This window comes from Paraburkholderia hiiakae (assembly GCF_904848665.1).
GTDB lineage: Bacteria > Pseudomonadota > Gammaproteobacteria > Burkholderiales > Burkholderiaceae > Paraburkholderia > Paraburkholderia hiiakae.
Genome location: NZ_CAJHCQ010000011.1, coordinates 91,001 through 107,827 on the forward strand (window position 1 = coordinate 91,001; position 16,827 = coordinate 107,827).

General features: G+C 64.4%; 12 protein-coding genes. 8 read left to right on the forward strand and 4 right to left on the reverse strand.

Annotated elements, in window-relative coordinates; all coding sequences use genetic code 11:
- Positions 1-123 precede the first annotated feature (123 nt).
- Positions 124-1,497 (forward strand): LLM class flavin-dependent oxidoreductase, encoded by a 1,374-nt coding sequence (locus tag JMY28_RS21180; RefSeq protein WP_201697868.1) that lies wholly within the window; start codon positions 124-126, stop codon positions 1,495-1,497.
- A gap of 73 nt (positions 1,498-1,570) precedes the next feature.
- On the opposite strand, the gene JMY28_RS21185 is transcribed toward JMY28_RS21180, so the two are convergent.
- The gene (locus tag JMY28_RS21185; protein ID WP_201697869.1) at positions 1,571-2,398 is read right to left on the reverse strand and encodes a MetQ/NlpA family lipoprotein; all 828 of its coding nucleotides are present in this window, start codon (positions 2,396-2,398) and stop codon (positions 1,571-1,573) included.
- Between the two features lie 162 nt (positions 2,399-2,560).
- On the opposite strand from JMY28_RS21185, the gene JMY28_RS21190 reads away from it, so the two are divergent.
- Together JMY28_RS21190 and JMY28_RS21195 are read left to right on the forward strand one after the other, a co-directional pair.
- A complete protein-coding gene (locus JMY28_RS21190; protein WP_201697870.1) occupies positions 2,561-4,051 on the forward strand; it encodes an MFS transporter in 1,491 nt (496 codons plus the stop codon).
- Positions 4,052-4,193: 142 nt separating this feature from the next.
- The gene (locus JMY28_RS21195; protein ID WP_201697871.1) at positions 4,194-5,612 is read left to right on the forward strand and encodes a YeiH family protein; all 1,419 of its coding nucleotides are present in this window, start codon (positions 4,194-4,196) and stop codon (positions 5,610-5,612) included.
- Positions 5,613-5,835: 223 nt separating this feature from the next.
- Here JMY28_RS21195 and JMY28_RS21200 read toward each other — a convergent pair whose 3' ends face one another.
- Positions 5,836-6,672 (reverse strand): phosphate/phosphite/phosphonate ABC transporter substrate-binding protein, encoded by an 837-nt coding sequence (locus JMY28_RS21200; protein ID WP_201697872.1) that lies wholly within the window; start codon positions 6,670-6,672, stop codon positions 5,836-5,838.
- A 128-nt stretch (positions 6,673-6,800) separates the two neighbouring features.
- On the opposite strand from JMY28_RS21200, the gene JMY28_RS21205 reads away from it, so the two are divergent.
- On the forward strand, positions 6,801-7,802 hold the full coding sequence (locus JMY28_RS21205) for a fatty acid desaturase (protein WP_407945524.1): 1,002 nt from the start codon (positions 6,801-6,803) through the stop codon (positions 7,800-7,802).
- A 3-nt stretch (positions 7,803-7,805) separates the two neighbouring features.
- Here JMY28_RS21205 and JMY28_RS21210 read toward each other — a convergent pair whose 3' ends face one another.
- Entirely contained in the window at positions 7,806-8,987 is a 1,182-nt protein-coding gene (locus tag JMY28_RS21210) for an epoxide hydrolase family protein (protein WP_201697874.1), read from the reverse strand.
- Positions 8,988-9,347: 360 nt separating this feature from the next.
- Between JMY28_RS21210 and JMY28_RS21215 the strand changes: the two genes are divergently transcribed.
- The 4 genes from JMY28_RS21215 (at position 9,348) to JMY28_RS21230 (ending at position 14,918) form a co-directional block, all read left to right on the forward strand.
- Positions 9,348-10,373 carry an amidohydrolase family protein gene (locus tag JMY28_RS21215; protein ID WP_201697875.1) on the forward strand — a complete coding sequence of 342 codons (1,026 nt, stop codon included), beginning with the start codon at positions 9,348-9,350 and terminating at the stop codon, positions 10,371-10,373.
- A 26-nt stretch (positions 10,374-10,399) separates the two neighbouring features.
- Complete coding sequence (locus JMY28_RS21220; protein ID WP_201697876.1) at positions 10,400-11,128, forward strand: substrate-binding domain-containing protein; 729 nt, start codon at positions 10,400-10,402, stop codon at positions 11,126-11,128.
- Between the two features lie 191 nt (positions 11,129-11,319).
- Complete coding sequence (locus tag JMY28_RS21225) at positions 11,320-13,098, forward strand: tannase/feruloyl esterase family alpha/beta hydrolase (protein WP_201697877.1); 1,779 nt, start codon at positions 11,320-11,322, stop codon at positions 13,096-13,098.
- A 470-nt stretch (positions 13,099-13,568) separates the two neighbouring features.
- Positions 13,569-14,918: an MFS transporter gene (locus JMY28_RS21230; RefSeq protein ID WP_201697878.1), complete on the forward strand. Its 1,350-nt coding sequence runs from the start codon at positions 13,569-13,571 to the stop codon at positions 14,916-14,918.
- A gap of 110 nt (positions 14,919-15,028) precedes the next feature.
- Here JMY28_RS21230 and JMY28_RS21235 read toward each other — a convergent pair whose 3' ends face one another.
- Positions 15,029-16,615: a methyl-accepting chemotaxis protein gene (locus JMY28_RS21235; RefSeq protein WP_201697879.1), complete on the reverse strand. Its 1,587-nt coding sequence runs from the start codon at positions 16,613-16,615 to the stop codon at positions 15,029-15,031.
- Between the last annotated feature and the right edge of the window lie 212 nt (positions 16,616-16,827).

Genomic DNA, 16,827 nt, shown 5'->3' on the forward strand with positions numbered 1-16,827 from the left:
GCGCCGCGTCCACGTCCACAAAAAAGCTCATATGCAATTGCGAATTAACTGGTAGGGGATCGAGACGCGGGCTGTTCCAATGGGCGATTGGACCCGTTCGACGCCGCAGGAGATAGCCCTACGATGGCAAAAGCCAACAAACCCATATTGCTCAACGCGTTCAACATGAATTGCGTGGGGCACATCAATCACGGACTGTGGACGCACCCGCGCGACCGCTCGACCGACTACCGCACACTCGCGTACTGGACGAATCTCGCGCGCACGCTCGAGCGCGGCCTTTTCGACGGGCTGTTTCTCGCCGATATCGTGGGCGTATACGACGTCTATCAGCGCAACGTGGACGTGACGTTGCGCGAGTCGATCCAGTTGCCGGTGAACGACCCCACGCTCGTCGTGCCGGCCATGGCCGCGGTGACCGAGCATCTCGGCTTTGGCGTGACGGTGAACCTCACCTACGATCAGCCGTATTTGCTGGCGCGGCGCTTTTCCACGCTCGATCACCTCACACAAGGCCGCATTGGCTGGAATATCGTGACGGGCTATCTCGACAGCGCGGCGCGCGCGATGGGGCTTGAGCAGCAGCTTCCGCACGACGAACGCTACGACCGTGCGGACGAATACCTGGAAGTCCTCTACAAGCTCTGGGAGGGTAGCTGGGAGGCGGGCGCCGTGCGGCGCGACAAGGCCGCGCGCGTGTTTGCCGACCCAGCGAGGCTCCATCGCGTGGAGCATGCCGGACGCTACTACCGCGTGGACGGCTATCACCTTGCGGAACCTTCGCCGCAGCGCACGCCGGTGCTGTTCCAGGCGGGCAGTTCGGGGCGAGGGCAGCGCTTTGCGGCGCGCCATGCCGAATGTGTGTTTATTTCTCCGCCCAATCGGGCCGCCGCGCGCGAGACCGTGCGCGCGCTGCGCGAACAGCTGGTGCAAGCGGGGCGTCGCCCCGACGATGTGAAGGTTTTCGTGGGCGCGGCGGTGGTGCCGGGTGCGACCGAGCGCGAAGCGCGCGAGAAGTATGCGGACTACCGCCAGTATGCGAGCCGCGAAGCGGGGTTGGCGCATTTCGCGTCGAGCACGGGCATCGACTATGCGCAATACGATCTCGACGCCCCCGTGGACTACGCCCCGGGCAACGCGATCGAATCCGCCACGCGCACGGCGAAGCAACATGGCTGGACGCGGCGCAAGCTGCTCGAGATGTTCGAACTGGGCGGCCGTTATCCCGCGATTGTCGGCAGCGCTTCGCAGGTGGCGGACGAACTGCAGGCGTGGATCGACGAGGCCGATGTGGACGGCTTTAATCTGAGCCGGACCGTGGTGCCCGAGAGCTATGAGGATTTTGTGGATCTCGTCGTGCCGGAGTTGCAGGCGCGTGGGCGCTACAAGACGGCGTATGCGCCTGGCACGTTGCGGGAGAAGTTGTTTGGCGATGAGCCTACGTTGCCGCAGCGGCACGCGGCGGCGGGGTTCAGGCGCGTGACGGAAGCGGCCTGAACAACGATGTAACGCAAAATCGCCGGTGATTCGGATAACGAATCACCGGCAATCGATTGTGAATCAGGCGCCTTTACTGCTGCGGCGCGTCCTTCCACGCGGGCAGCGTCGCCCCGTGATACACGGCAATGATCTCGGAAGCCACGTTAGGCTGCTGATAGCTTTCCACGAGCGCATGCACCCAAGGCGCGTTGGCGTCCTTCTCATTCACGGCAATGAAGTTGCGATACGGATTGCCAGTCACCTTCTCCTGAGCAATGCGCTCCTGCGGAATCTTGATGCCCGACTTCACGGCCCAGTCCGTATTGACGATGGCCGCATCCAGATCGCCAATCGCGCGTCCGACAATACCCGAATCGAGTTCCTTGATATGGATATTTTTCGGATTTTTCGCGATGTCGCGTGCGGTCGGCAAGAGGCCGACATCGTCGCGCAGCGTAATGAGCCCTTGTGCCTGGAGCAGCAGGAGCGAGCGGCCTTCGTTGCTCGGATCGTTCGGCACGCCAATGGTCGCGCCTTGCGGCAGGTCCGCCACCGACTTCACCTTGCGCGAATATAGCCCGATAGGCTGCACGTAGGTAAAGCCCACCGGCACGATCTTGTAGCCGCGCGCCTTGATCTGCGCGTCGAGATACGGCTTGTGCTGGAACGAATTGGCGTCGAGGTCGTGGCTCGACAGCGCTTCGTTGGGCTGAGTATATTCGGAGAACGTAGTCAGCTTGATCGTGAGGCCATGCTTCGCAGCGTTGGCGGCAACCACGCGCCACACGTCCTCGTCTTCACCCGACATGATGCCCACGCGCAACGTCTGGTCCGCCGCGTGTGCAAGCGTCGCGCTCCCGAAACTCACGCCCAGCGCGAGCGAGGCCAGCATCGCGCCCAACAAGGTTCTTTTCTTCATAGGATCCATTATTCGAAGAGTTGTGGATAAGGCGATGCTAAGGAGCGCGCCGCAAGCGGACAACCAATTTCGGGAGCATTGCTTAGCTATATTCGTCGTTTTGCGGCGCGCAACGGCGTGGCTAGGATGCAGCGATTGCATTTTTCAAGCGAGTTCCTTTCCATGTCCACTCTCGCCGTTCCTGCTTCTGAAGTCATTGAAGCCGCCGGGCAAGCGCCTGGCTCGCAACATGCCGTGATCCGCTCGGCGCAAGACGTGGCGCGCATCGTCAGCGGCGGGGCCGCACAAGGCAGCAACGCGCGCATCGTGATCGCCATCGCACTGGGCGGCGTGTTTCTCGATGCCTACGATCTCACCTCGCTCGCCTATGGCATCAAGGACATCGCGCGCGAGTTCTCGCTAACGCCCGTGCAGGTCGGCTTCGTCTCGGCGGCCATTACGTTCGGCGCGATTCTCGGTGCACTGTTCGGCGGCTATCTCACCGACCGCATCGGGCGCTACCGCGTCTTCATGGCCGACATGCTGTTCTTCGTCGTGGCCGCGATCGCGGCCGGGCTCGCGCCCAACGCGTGGGTGCTCGGCGGTGCGCGCTTTCTCATGGGCTTTGGCGTCGGGCTCGATCTACCGGTTGCCATGGCGTTTCTCGCGGAGTTTTCGCGCGTGGCGGGCAAGGGCAACAAGGCGGCCAGCGTGGCGGCGTGGTGCCCCGCGTGGTACGCGGCCACGAGCACCTGCTATCTGCTCATTCTCGGCCTCTATGCCATGCTGCCCGCGCACCAGCTTGGCTGGCTCTGGCGCATTACGCTCGCGTTCGGCGCGGTGCCGGCGCTCGTCATCATCGCCGTGCGTAGCCGCTATATCAGCGAGTCACCGGTGTGGGCCGCGAATCAGGGCGATCTGGAAGGCGCGGCGCGCATACTCAAGCGCTCGTATGGCGTGGATGCCGTGGTCGAGCGCGGCGAGGCGCCTGCGCGCATCACGCGCACCGCTTCATGGCGCAATTACGGCGTGCTGTTCAACGCCACGTATCGCCGTCGCACGATTCTCGCCACAACGATCGGCGCGGCGTCTTCGTTCGGCTACAACGCGATCATCTTCGGCCTGCCCGTGATCATCGCGAGTTTTCTCCAGCAAGGACCGCTCACCACGATCCTCGCTTCGCTCACGTTGAACCTCTTGTTCGCATTCGTTGGCGGCTTGATTGGCGTGCGCACCGCGCCCACCGTTGGCGCATGGAAAATGACCGCGCTCGGCCACACGCTGCAGTTCGTCTCGCTCATCGGTCTCGCGCTGATCGGCCATCCAGGCAGTGGCTTACTCGTTGCGCTCGCCATTCTGCTGCTGGGCGGCTATCTGTTCGGGCAGGGGTTCGGCCCGGGGTCGCACAGTATGACCTACGCGGCGCTCAGTTATCCGACTTCGCTGCGTGGCATTGGCGTGGGCTTCAATCAAACGCTCGTGCGCTCCGCTTCCACGGTGTCGCTGTTCCTGTTTCCCGTACTCGCCGCGGCGCTCGGCACGAAAGTCTTCTGGGTGATCGCCATCGCGCCGCTCGCTTCGCTGCTTGTGTTGCTCGCAATCCGCTGGGAGCCCTCGGGCTACGACATCGATAGCGAAGATTACGCCGATGAGCGCGATGCAGCGATTGCATAAGCAACGAAGAACAAGTTATTTCGGTTTCGAAGATCAGCATTCCATACTGATTGGCGAGGCACGCGCTTCGGGATGCGTAGCGCCTGCTTAAAGGCGACATAGTGATCGCCGCAAACGGGGTTTGAACAGGGGAAAACCAACTATGAGCGATTCGACTCTTGCAGCCGAGGGCGGCAAGCACACGCGTGGGCAGGCCGTGGCGGCTCAGCGCAAGCCCATCGGCACGGAAGACTGGTGGGCGGTTGCGATCGGGCTCTTCGTCATTGCGATCGCATATGGGCTTTTTGCTTCCGGCAGCAGCATCAAGAGCCTTGCGGTGGCGCCGGCGCGCTGGAACGACTTCGGCGGCCTTGCGCGAGACCTCGCAGCGCACGCGGGTGGATACGCGGCGCTGTTCGTCGGGTTCGCGGTCGTATTTTCCGTGGCGATTGCGGCGCTCGGCTTGCCGGTTGCGCAATTCGTCGGAGGATTCTTCGTCCTCTTCGTGGTCTCGGCGCTCATCTTCGTCGTGGGGGCGTGGGCGCAGGCTACGCGCTACAACCTGGAGCCGCCGCTCATCGCGCTGGCGCTAGGGCTGATCGTCTCGAACGTGTTCACGTTGCCCGCCTGGCTCGCGCCGGCGCTGCGCGTGGAGTTCTACATCAAGGTCGGGATCGTGCTGCTCGGCGCGACGCTGCCGCTCACACTGATTGCGTGGGCCGGTCCGGTTGCCGTGGGGCAGGCCACCATCGTTTCGCTCGTCACCTTCTTCGTGATCTACGGCACCGCGCGGGCGCTCAAGATCGAGCAGCGCTTTGCCGCGGTGCTGGGCGTGGGCGGCGCGGTGTGCGGCGTTTCGGCGGCGATCGCGATTGCGGGCGCGGTGCGCGCGCGGCGCGAGCAGGCTTCGGTGGCGATCACGCTCGTCGTGGGGTGGGCGATCGTCATGGTCTTCGCGCTGCCCGCGCTTTCGCGTGCGTTCGGCCTGCCGACAGGGATCGCCGGCGCCTGGATCGGCACCTCGGAATTCGCGGACGCGGCGGGCATCGCCGCCGCCCAGGCCTATGGCGACCTCGCGCGACATGCGGGCGGCGCAGTAGCGGGGGCGCCCGACGCGGCCCTGCAAGCCTTCGTGTTGATGAAGGTGGTGGGACGCGATATCTGGATCGGCATCTGGGCCTTCGTGCTCGCGATCGTGGCGACCACGCGCTGGGACCGCGAGGCCGGCGACGAGGTCCGCACAACTACGCGCGCCCGCGAAATCTGGACCCGCTTTCCCAAGTTCGTGATCGGGTTCGTCATTGCTTCGGCGTTCGTCACGTGGGTCGCCTCGCATTACACGCTGGCCGAATACCGCAGTGTCGTGACGCCGGCCTTCGTCGCGCCGATCGTCGCGTTGCGCACCTGGGCGTTCACGTTCTGCTTTCTCAGCATTGGCCTCACCACGCGATTCGCCGCGCTTTCGTCGACGGGCGTGAGGCCCCTTGCCGCGTTCACCGTCGGCGTGGCCGTGAATGTGGTGCTCGGCTATCTGCTCTCGGCGCATGTGTTCGCACCGTACTGGCTGGCACTCGGCCAATGAGCATGAACGGCGCGGCTGATTCCGCAAAGCGGCCACAGTGCGGGCAGTGTGCGCACTGGGCCGAAGACCGCGCGGTGCTGGAGGCGCGCATCGCGGGCTTAGCCTCGTTCGGGTCCGCTTATGGGGCGAGTGTTGGGGAGAGCCGATTATGTCTGCGGCACGACCGGCTGACTCAACCGGAGGACCGCTGTGCGGCATTCGTTGCGCGCACAACGTAAGGTGCTCATCGAAGCTCGGTGTAGCCCTGCTGCGCGGCCGCGTTGGCCATATCCTCGATTTCGGCGTAAGCCTCGCCAGTGAGTCTCGCGAATCCGCGCAGACGCAGCGTGCGCGCACGTTCGGGATCGGCTGCGAGAGCGGCGTCCAGCGCATCACGCAGCGCTTGAGCCTCACCCTCGCCAAGCGCGCGTGAGGCGATCAGCGGAAGGCCGGGCGCGGAGGCTGTCATGCCGATGGTCCGCACGCCGTCGAACGATTCGGGGTGCGAATCGCGCAGCAACGCAAGCGTGACGCAGTCGATGGCGCCTACGTCGGCCGCACCGCTCGCCAGCGCCTGTAACGTGGCTGCGTGCGAGCCTGTAGAGAGCACCGAGGCGAAGAAACGGCCGTCGCGAGCGAGGGGCGCGAGCGCGTGGCGAAACGCGTTCATGCCGCTATGCGAATCCGCGCCGTTGCACGCGGCGCGCAGGCCGTGGCACGCTTCGAGCGTGTTCGCGCCGCTTGCCCAGGCTCGAGCAGAAACGACGAGCGCGCTTCGGTAGCGCGGACCTTCGCAACCGGGGGCGTCGAATATCGGGGTCGAAATCAGATGGACTTCGTCGGCAAGGCCGAGCATCCGGTACGGAAACCCGCAGGTCTGCGAGAGCAGTAAATCCTTGCGGCGCCAGTGGGGCATGAGTTCGCCCTCGGGCGCGTTCACGATCGTGACGTCGCCCGGGTCGAACGAGCGCGCAGAGACCCGCGCAAAGTCCGTCACGCAGTCGCTCAAGAGCGAGTGCCACAACGCCGCATGTCGCGGCGTCACGTTATACATCGGCAGGGAGGCGATCCAGCGGCTCATCGGCGCATTCTACGCTGCGCATTCCTGGCGCGTCGCGCAGCGCGGCGAAATAAGCAAATGGCAAATCGTTGTTTGGTGAAGCGCGCCGCGTTCGGTATGGTGAGGGCCTGAATTGCTTTGCTCTCCGTATGGAGTGGCACCATCCTTCATCGCGGGAGCTGGCGAACATGGCCGAATACTTCGACGCAGACCACGCGCAGGAAGTCGCCGCGCTCGGCACAGGCTTCACCGCGCGCACGGAATGGCCCACCTGGCTGTTGATCGCCGTGATCTACGGCGGCTGGTTTGCGGTGCTGGCACTCCTGCGTTCAGGTGTCCTCACGCTTGCGGCCGCCACGCCTTGCCTTATCGTGCTGTGCGCATGGCATATGTCGCTCCAGCACGAATTGCTGCACGGTCATCCCACCCGGTTCGCATGGCTGAACATGGCGCTCGGCTGGCCGCCGCTTGCGGTGTGGTTTCCCTATGCCGTGTACCGCGAGAGCCATATGGCGCATCATCGCGACGAAGCGTTGACCGTGCCCGGCATCGACCCCGAGACGAACTACGTGCAGCACGAGCAATGGGCTCGCCTGCCGCGCTGGCATCGCGTGTTATGGCGCGCACGCAAGAGCTTCGTGGGGCGCGTGGTGATCGGCCCGCCCATGAGCGTGGCCGCGACGCTCGCCGGCGCGGTGAAAGCGTTGTGCAGCGGCGAGTGGCGACACGTGCCGATGTGGCTCGCGCACCTCGCCGCCGTCGTGCTGCTGCTCGCGTGGGTGCAGCGTTACGCGGGCGTGCCGTGGTGGTGGTATCTCGCCGCTGTCACGTGGCCCGCGCTCGGACTCGCGATGGTCCGCTCGCTGTACGAGCATCGCGCGGCGTCGCATCCCAAGGCGCGCATCGCCATCAACGAGGCCGGGCTCGTCATGCGCTTTCTGTATCTGAACAACAACTACCATCTCGTGCATCACGACCTGCCGCGCTTGCCGTGGTTTCAACTGCCGCGCGCCTACCGTATGCGGCGCGATGATTATCGGCACAAATGCGGCGGTTTCGTGATCGAAGGCTACACCGCGCTGCTCAGGCGCTACGCGTGGCGTGCGACGGATGCACCCGCGCACCCGTTCGGCGATAACGCGGCGCAATGATATTCACTGGCGGAACCGTTTGAAAAAGCGGCGAATGTCGGCGGCGAGAAGGTCGGGTTCTTCCATTGCGGCGAAATGACCGCCGCGCGGCATGTCGGTCCATTGCGGGACGTCGAACACACGCTCGAGCCACGACCGTGGCGGGTGATTGATTTCCTTGGGAAAGCGCGCGAACGCGACCGGCGGCGCCACGCGTTGCCCGGCCGCGAACCGGAACGGCTGGAGACGGTTTTCCCAGTACATCTGCATGGACGTGCCAATGCTGCCCGTGAACCAGTACAGCGAGAGGTCCGTCAGCAAGGCGTCCTTCGAGAACCGGCGCTCGATCACGCCGTCGCAGTCACTCCATGCGCGAAACTTCTCGCCGATCCACGCGGCAAGTCCCGCGGGCGAGTCATTGAGCGAGGCCGCCGCGGTTTGCGGCCTGGTGGCGTGCATATGCGCATATCCGCCCTCCAGCGCTGCCCAGTCGGCCTTTTCGCGCAGATAGTCCTGTTCCTCTGAGGTGAGCGGGGCTTGCGCGGTATCGATTGCGGGTTCGTACGAGGTGGGCAGGAAGTTCAGGTGGATTCCGTCGACGGCCTGACTGTGCCGCGCGGCTAGCGCAATAGAAACCCCCGCGCCGAGGTCGCCGCCTTGCGCGCCGAAGCGCTCGTAGCCAAGACCGCGCATGAGCGCGGCCCACAGGTCTGCGACCTGGAACGCGGAGGAGCCGGGCGCGGCCGGCGCGGGCGAAAAGGCAAAGCCTGGCAGCGACGGGGCGACGACATCGAACGCATCCGCCGGGTCCGCGCCGAATGCGGCGGGGTCGCAAAGCCGGTCGAGCAGCGCGTGGAATTCGAAGAACGAACCTGGCCAGCCATGCGTGATCACGAGCGGGTAGGGCTTCGGGCCCGCGCCGCGCCGGTGCACGAAGTGCACGCGTTGGCCAACCGCACCACCTGCACCACCCTCACCACCCACTTCGGCCATGAACTGCGGCAGCAGGTTCAGCGCGCGTTCGGCGGCGCGCCAGTCGTATTCGTCTGCCCAATACGCGACGAGCTCGCGCAGCCATGCATTATCGGCCCCTTGTTGCCACGCCGGCGAGGGCGTAGCGTTGGCCCAGCGCGTGGCGCGCAAACGCCGGCGCAGGTCGTCGATTGCATCCTCGGGAACGCGAATTTCGAATGGGTCGATATGCATGGCGGTTCATCCACGTGATGTCGGGCCAAAGAACTGACCATTATGAGCGAATTCTCCGCCGCACAGCGGCCGCCCCTAAGGACCCTTCGAATTCCCTCCATCGCTTACCAGATGTTTATCGAGGCATCCGTTTTATTTATCGGCGATTCGAAACTACGGCGGGGCATCTTTCGGGCCACGGGGCGCTACGCAAACGCCAAGACGTCCGTGGTTTCCGGCATTCCCGGCCGTCGGCGGCCGCACGCGTTGATTGGCACAAGTGCGGTTTTTCGTGCAATCTAGGTAATTGCCCTGGCTACTAGCGCGGTGGGGCCAATTCGTACCGTAGCGCAACGATTCGAATCAGCAGCAGAGGTCCCAATGATCATCGATATTCATGGCCACTACACCACGGCGCCCAAAGCGCTGGAGGCGTGGCGCAAGCGCCAGATTGCGGGCATCGCCAATCCGTCCGATATGCCGAAGGTATCGGAGCTGAAGATCGGCGACGACGAATTGCGCGAATCGATCGAACTCAATCAACTGAAGCTGATGCGCGAGCGCGGTCTCGATCTCACGATTTTCAGTCCGCGCGCGAGTTTCATGGCCCATCATATTGGCGACTTCCAGGTGTCGAGCACCTGGGCCGCAATCTGCAACGAGTTGTGCCACCGCGTGAGCGAGCTCTTTCCTGAGCATTTCGTGCCGGCCGCGATGCTGCCGCAAAGCCCGGGCGTCGATCCCGCCACGTGCGTCGAGGAACTCGTCAAATGCGTGGAGCAGTACGGCAATGTGGCGGTCAACCTGAATCCCGATCCCTCGGGCGGCCACTGGACGAGCCCGCCGCTTTCCGACCGGCACTGGTACCCGATCTACGAGAAGCTCGTCGAATACGACATTCCCGCGATGATCCATGTGAGCACGAGCTGCAACGCGTGTTTCCACACCACGGGCGCGCACTACCTGAACGCGGATACGACTGCCTTCATGCAGTGCCTCACGTCGGACCTGTTCCGCGATTTCCCCACGCTGCGCTTTGTGATTCCGCACGGCGGCGGCGCGGTGCCTTACCACTGGGGACGCTTTCGGGGCCTCGCGCAAGAGCTGAAGAAGCCGCCGCTCAAGGAGCATTTGCTGGGTAACGTGTTTTTCGACACCTGCGTGTATCACCAGCCCGGCATCGATCTGCTCACGCGCGTGATTCCCGTCGACAACATTCTGTTCGCGAGCGAGATGATCGGCGCGGTGCGCGGCATCGACCCTGAGACCGGCCACTACTACGACGACACGAAGCGCTATATCGAAGCCGCGCATGTCGATGCCGCGGACCGCTACAAGATCTACGAAGGCAACGCGCGGCGCGTGTATCCGCGTCTTGATGCGCGGCTCAAGGCAAAGGGCTTGTGAGCTCCCTCTCGATCGAACGGAAGTCAATGACTAAGGATGACGTGAAAAGCAACGCCGCTCTGGCGGGTGTCGGGTCGATGGCGACGCGCCTCCTGCTTGCGGGTCTCGCCGAGCAATACACGCGCGAAACGGGGCAGCGGCTGACTGTTGCCGCGATAGGCGGCGTGGACGCCGCGCGGCGCGTGCAGGCGGGTGAAGCGTTCGATTTCGCCGTGCTGGCAACGGCTGCGATCGAGCGCCTCGCGGCGGCCGGGCACCTCGTTGGCGCCCGCATGGACGTCGTGCGCTCCGGCATGGCGGCGGCCGTCGCCACTGGCGCGGCGCCCCCGGATATCGGCACTGAAGGCGCACTGCGCGAGACGATGCTGCGCGCGGAGCGCATCGGCTATTCAACGGGGCCTAGCGGCGACCATTTGCTGGGCCTGCTCGAACGCTGGGGCCTGGCCGCAGCGCTCGCGCCGCGCCTCGTGATGGCGCAGCCGGGCGTGCCGGTGGCGAGTCTCATCGCGGATGGCGAGGTCGAGATCGGGTTTCAGCAATTGAGCGAGCTAAAGGACGTGCCGGGCGTGGACGTGATCGGGCCGCTTCCCGCCGGGGCTCAACTCGTTACGGTCTTTTCCGCGGCGATCTGCGCGGTGTCCCAGCAGCGGCGGGCGGCGGCGGACTTCCTTGCATTCCTGGGTTCTGAACGCGCCGAGGCGACCAAGCGGGCGTTTGGCATGGAGCCGGCGGGCGGCGCGGAGTACGGGCAGTAGCAGGGCAGCAGGGCACGAGCAAGGCGGCAATAAGAGAAACCGAAGGAGCAATAAGGCGATTAGATCCGACATCTCTTGTCACATGGTCTACGCGTTTACGTTAATTAGACATCCTAATCAGAAAAAACAGAATCGGAGGCGTGAAAAGTGAACCAGAAGAACACCAATACGTACAACATCAGGAGGCAACCATGAGAAACCCGCATACCCAGCGGCTTTACACGAGCGCTCGCGCTCGTGCGGCCTCGCTGCTCTCGCTGTTCGCCATCTTCGCGGCGGCCACACTCGTCGCCGCGTGCGGCAGCGGCGGCAGTGGCAGCAGCACTGGCGGCGATGCCTCGAAAGCGCCGCTCGCAGTCGTGGCGCCCGTAGTGGATTGCTCGAAGCTGGCTTCGGTGGATATCACCGATATTGGCGGTTCGGGCAGCACGATTACCTCGGCTACCGTGACCACGGCGACCATCAACGGTGCTTCGGTCAACTTCTGTACCGTGAAAGGCACGCTCGCGCCTTCGAATACGTTCGAAGTGGCGCTGCCGGTGAGCACGTGGACGCAGCGCTTCGCGGCGCTAGGCTGCGGGGGCTTGTGCGGTAACGTGAGCGACCCGACCCAGCAGTCGTCGTTCAGCTTCAGCTACACGTGTCCGCTCGTGCAGGAAGGCGGCTTCGTGACGGCGGCGACGGACATGGGCCACTCGGGCAACGACGCGGCGTGGACCACGGACCCGCAAAAACAGGCTGATTTCGCGTATCGCGGGCAGCACGTCACGACGCTCACGGCGGAGAAACTCATCAAGGCTTACTACGGGCAGACGCAAAAGTACGCGTACTTCATCGGCTGCTCGGATGGTGGCCGCGAAGCGCTCATGGCCGCGCAACGCTACCCGAACGACTATAACGGCATCATCGCGGGCGCTCCGGCGGCGCACTTCCAGATCCAGAACTCGCTGTATCACGGCTGGAGCGTGGAGTCGCAAAGCACGACCGGCGACAGCACCGGAAACGCCACGCTCTATGCCGACAAGGCGCTCGTGCTGCACAAGGCAGTCGTGGCGGCATGCGGCGGCCAGGCGGGCGTGCCCGACGGCCTCATCGCCGATCCGCGCACCTGCAATTTCGATCCCGCATCGATCCAGTGTGCGCAGGGCGCGACGAACACGAGCAACTGCCTGACCGCAGCCGAGGTGGCCACCGCGAGCAAGATCTACGGCGGACCGGTGGACGCGACATCCGGCGAGCGCATGCTGGCGGGCTCCCCGCAGATGGGTTCGGAAGAGAACTGGGTGGGCGTGGAAGTGCCGACGACGAACTCGACGGCCGCGCCGGTTTCGGTGAAGAGCCTGTTCAGCTACATGATCGTGACGGGCGCCTATAACCTGATCTTCACGGGCTCGCCCACGATGCCGACCATCGACACCTTCGGCTACACGAATGCGAGCTTCTACCCGACCTACCTGCAGGCCAACCATCCGCTGATGGACGCGACGAGCCCCGACCTCTCGGCGTTCAACAAGGCGGGGGGCAAGCTGATCCTGTGGCACGGCTGGGCGGATCAGCATATTTCGCCGCTCTTCACGATCCAGTACTACGAGGCCATGCAGAACACGATGGGCGCTTCGAACGTGAGCGCTTTCGCGCGCCTGTACCTCGTGCCGGGCGTGGCGCACTGCGGCGGCGGCGAAGGCTTCCCGAACATCGACCTCGTTTCGCAGATCACGGCGTGGGCCGAGCAGGGCACGGCGCCGAACGCGGTCATGACATACCAGACCGATTCGTCGAACAACGTGACGGCTAGCCGACCGGTTTATCCGTACCCGGCCGTCGCGCAGTTCACGGGCACCGGCGACTGGCACCTGGGCGCCAACTGGACGCAGGGCGCACCGCTGTACAACCAGCTCACGCATGCCTGGGCGGGCTCGAGCTTCTATACGTCGTACACGCCGACTACGCAGGGTGTTGCCGCGCCTTAACGGGAAGACTCGGAGTTGAACCTGCCAGCCCTTCGGGGCTGGCTTCGTTTGGATTTCGATAACTAAATCGCATGGCCAATGCGCGGTAATGGCAGTGAGTCCTATCGCGGCCTCCGGCGATGTAGCGGCAACTGAATTCCGCACGATCGTCCATCGCCTTTGCGAATCCTTTCGGAGAGCATCGATTTTGTTTATCACGCTGGATTCGATTCCAGTCGCAGGCCGCGACAGGTAAAGCACGGGCTGGTCGCGCCCGGCCTTTATGCGGCGCGGCTTCCAGGGCGATACGGCAGGCGCGGGCGTGCCGAAATTGCCCATGCGGACGAGCATAGACGTATCGAATATGTGGTTAACCCGCACTTTCAGGCAAGGGGTTGGCCACCTATCGTGCCCCCGACGGATAGCAGTTCGTAGATATTCGACTCGGGCACGAGCGAGCGGCAGACCACAGAACGGACAGGAGACTACAGATGTCTGGCAGCAAAACAATTGATATCAAGGCGTTCATCGACGAACGCCACATTTCGGCCTACCAGTGGCTACTGGTGGCGCTGTGCTTTCTCGCGGTGACCGCCGACGGCATGGACGTGGCCATCATGGGGTTCGTGGCGCCCTCCATCATTCACGAGTGGGGCATTTCGCGCCCCGAGTTCGGGCTCGTCATGAGCGCGGCGCCCATCGGCCTCGTGATCGGCGCGCTGGCGGCCGGCCCTGCCTCCGACCGCGTTGGCCGCAAGTGGGTGCTGATTACCTCCGTGTTCCTCTTCGGCGTGTTCACGATCCTCACGGCGTTCACGCAGTCACCGGTTTCCATGGCCGTGCTGCGCGTGCTGACTGGCATCGGTCTTGGCGCCGCCATGCCGAACTCCACGACGCTGCTCTCGGAGTACTCGCCGCAACGCCGCCGCGCACTGCTCATCACAATCATGTTCACGGGCTTCAACCTCGGCTCGGCATTGATCGGCTTCGCGGCGGGCTGGCTCGTGCCGAACCACGGCTGGCGCGCAGTGCTGATCTTCGGCGGCGCTATTCCGCTCGCACTCGTGCCGCTGCAGGCCTGGCTGCTGCCCGAATCGGCGCGTCTGCTCGCCGTGCGGGGCGCCACGAGCATGCGCATTGCCGCGACGCTCAACCGCGTGACCGGCGCCAACTTCGCGGGCGACGAGAATTTCGTCTCGACGGAACCGCCGCTGCCCACGCGCAAACCGATTGGCGTGCTGTTCTCGCAAGGCTATGGCGTGATGACCCTCGCGCTGTGGGTCACGTATTTCATGGGCCTGCTCGTGATCTATCTGCTCACAGGCTGGCTGCCCACGCTGATCAAGGACGCAGGCCTCTCCATCACGGTGGCGGCGAACGTCACGGCCATGTTCCAGATTGGTGGCACGATCGGCGCGGTGCTGGTGGGCTGGATCATGGACAAGGTGCGTCCGGCGCGCGTGATCAGTGCGGCGTATGTCGGCGGCGGCATTTGCGTGCTGGCGCTGGCCGGCGTGGGCGCGCTTTCCTCGTCGCTCGCACTGCTGGTGTTCGCCGCGGGCTTCTGCATGAGCGGTGCGCAAACGGGCCTCAACGCCTACGCGCCGGGCCGCTATCCGACGGTTGCGCGTGCAACGGGTGTGAGCTGGATGCTGGGCATGGGCCGCTTCGGCAGCATTTTCGGCTCGGCCATTGGCGGCGCGCTGCTGGGCCTCGGCTGGGAATTCGCCGCGATTCTCGCGATGCTCGCCGTACCGGCCGTGCTCGCGGCGATCGCGATCCTGGTTTCGCAGCGTGCGCGTGATTCGGCACCGGCTACGCAGGTGAGCGCAGCACACTGAGTTTTTGATTCGGAAAAAAGCTGGATTGAGCGGCGCGGCGGTGCGGATTGCACTGCCGCGCCGCTTTTTGTTTCGCGCGGGGACGGGAGGCGCGGCCTGCGTTCGGCGCGTTAGATTCTGAATGCCCCCACCGTTTCGATCACGGTTTGCGCGTTCCTGCCGAGCGAATTGGCCGAAATCGAAAAGTGATTCACGAGCGCGCTGTCCTGTTGCGTGAGCGCTTCGATATGATCCAAAGCCTGCTTGATTTCGGCAATGCCCGCGCTTTGCTCACCGGTCGCGGTATTGATTTCGTCGATTAGCACATCGACGTCGCGCACTGCCTGAACCGCCTGCCGCATCTTTTCGCGGGCCGTTTCCGTGAGTTGGCAACCTTCCTGAACCTTCTGTGTCGAGTCGACGATGAGTCCGGCGATTTCCTTGGCCGCCATGGCCGCGCGACCCGCGAGATTGCGCACCTCGCTCGCCACCACGGCGAAGCCGCGCCCATGCTCGCCCGCGCGCGCCGCCTCCACGGCCGCGTTGAGCGCGAGAATATTGGTCTGGAAGGAAATCCCTTCGATCACCTGAATGATCTCGCCGATCTTGCGGGAGGCCTCGGTAATGCCCTGCATCGTCACCGTCATGGCTTCCACGGCGCGGCCGCTGTCTTCGGTAATGGCGCGTGCGTGGCCCGCGCTGGTGGCGGCCTGGCGCGCCGCATCGGCGGTTTGCCGCACATTGGCCGCAATATGCTGCATCGAGGCCGCAGATTGCTCGAGGCTCGCCGCTTGCGATTCGGCCCGTGCCGAGAGCGTCTGGCTGCCTTCGGATACGGTCACCGTGGCCGCGCTCATTCGCGCCATCTGGTCGCGCGCGTCGCCGACGATGGCGCGCATGTTCAAACTGACCTGGTTGACCGATTGTTCGAGCTTGCCGACTACGCCGGTGGGCTTCCAGGTGTTCTCGACTTTCTGCGTGAGGTCGCCCATGGCGAGCCGCGTGGCCGCGCCGAGCAGGCGGCGCAACGGGTAAATGAACATGAAGCGCATGCGGTATTCGGCTAGCACGCCGAACGCCACGCAGGCCGCAAGGCCGATCGCCGTGCGCACGGGCGTGATCGACGACGCGCCGCCGTCGACGATGACCCCCGTGACCATGCCCGCCGCCGCCAGAGCGCTCGTGAGCAGGTAGGTCTGCGTCTTCATGGTGGGATGCACGAAGCGCGAAAGCCGTCCGACCATGTCCTTGCGAACGATTGCGCCTGCCTGCAGATGGTGTCTATGCCGGCCGGCTCTTTGCTCTGCGAGCAAGGTTGCATACAGCGCTTCGGCGGCACGCACCTGATCGCGGGAAGCGGCGGTGTGCACCGCCCGGTATGCCACGACATGCTGCCCTTCGACGATGGGTGTCACGCCAATCTGCACCCAGCAATGCCGAGCGTGGCTGAAGCGGTTCTTTAGCACGCCGATCCATGGCTCACGCCTTTTCAGCGTGGCCCACATGTCGCGATAGACCTCGGCGGGCATGTCGGGGTGGCGCAGGACGCTATGAGGGTGCCCGATCAGTGCCTCGCGGGAAAAGCCGCTGGCTTCGATAAACGCGTCGTTGCAGTAGGTGATCACGCCGCGCGTGTCGGTCGTGGAAACGAGCAGCTTTCCGGCAGGCAGAGCGGCTTCTCCGCGTTGATTCGGCGTGGTCGATGGTTCAGTGTGCACTCGTGGTCTCCTTTGTTTTTGATTGCCTTGTTCGGTCGTTCGCTGCTTATCGGCCGGCGATTTCGATCATGAATGGGGCGATTCAAGGCGATAAAGCCACGGCCGCCGCGCAGCAGGGCGATAAACGAAGCGAAGCGCGGTGGCGTATCCCGGTTCGCCACGGCTGAAACGCCCACGGCATAAGGATCGCGCCCAGGGATGAGAAGCGCGCA

What these genes read in the sequence shown, in the direction of transcription:
- JMY28_RS21180 (WP_201697868.1), top strand. Translation starts at nt 124, where the DNA reads ATGGCAAAAGCCAACAAACCCATATTGCTCAACGCGTTCAACATGAAT.
- JMY28_RS21185 (WP_201697869.1), bottom strand. Translation starts at nt 2,398, where the DNA reads ATGAAGAAAAGAACCTTGTTGGGCGCGATGCTGGCCTCGCTCGCGCTG.
- JMY28_RS21190 (WP_201697870.1), top strand. Translation starts at nt 2,561, where the DNA reads ATGTCCACTCTCGCCGTTCCTGCTTCTGAAGTCATTGAAGCCGCCGGG.
- JMY28_RS21195 (WP_201697871.1), top strand. Translation starts at nt 4,194, where the DNA reads ATGAGCGATTCGACTCTTGCAGCCGAGGGCGGCAAGCACACGCGTGGG.
- JMY28_RS21200 (WP_201697872.1), bottom strand. Translation starts at nt 6,672, where the DNA reads ATGAGCCGCTGGATCGCCTCCCTGCCGATGTATAACGTGACGCCGCGA.
- JMY28_RS21205 (WP_407945524.1), top strand. Translation starts at nt 6,801, where the DNA reads ATGGAGTGGCACCATCCTTCATCGCGGGAGCTGGCGAACATGGCCGAA.
- JMY28_RS21210 (WP_201697874.1), bottom strand. Translation starts at nt 8,987, where the DNA reads ATGCATATCGACCCATTCGAAATTCGCGTTCCCGAGGATGCAATCGAC.
- JMY28_RS21215 (WP_201697875.1), top strand. Translation starts at nt 9,348, where the DNA reads ATGATCATCGATATTCATGGCCACTACACCACGGCGCCCAAAGCGCTG.
- JMY28_RS21220 (WP_201697876.1), top strand. Translation starts at nt 10,400, where the DNA reads ATGACTAAGGATGACGTGAAAAGCAACGCCGCTCTGGCGGGTGTCGGG.
- JMY28_RS21225 (WP_201697877.1), top strand. Translation starts at nt 11,320, where the DNA reads ATGAGAAACCCGCATACCCAGCGGCTTTACACGAGCGCTCGCGCTCGT.
- JMY28_RS21230 (WP_201697878.1), top strand. Translation starts at nt 13,569, where the DNA reads ATGTCTGGCAGCAAAACAATTGATATCAAGGCGTTCATCGACGAACGC.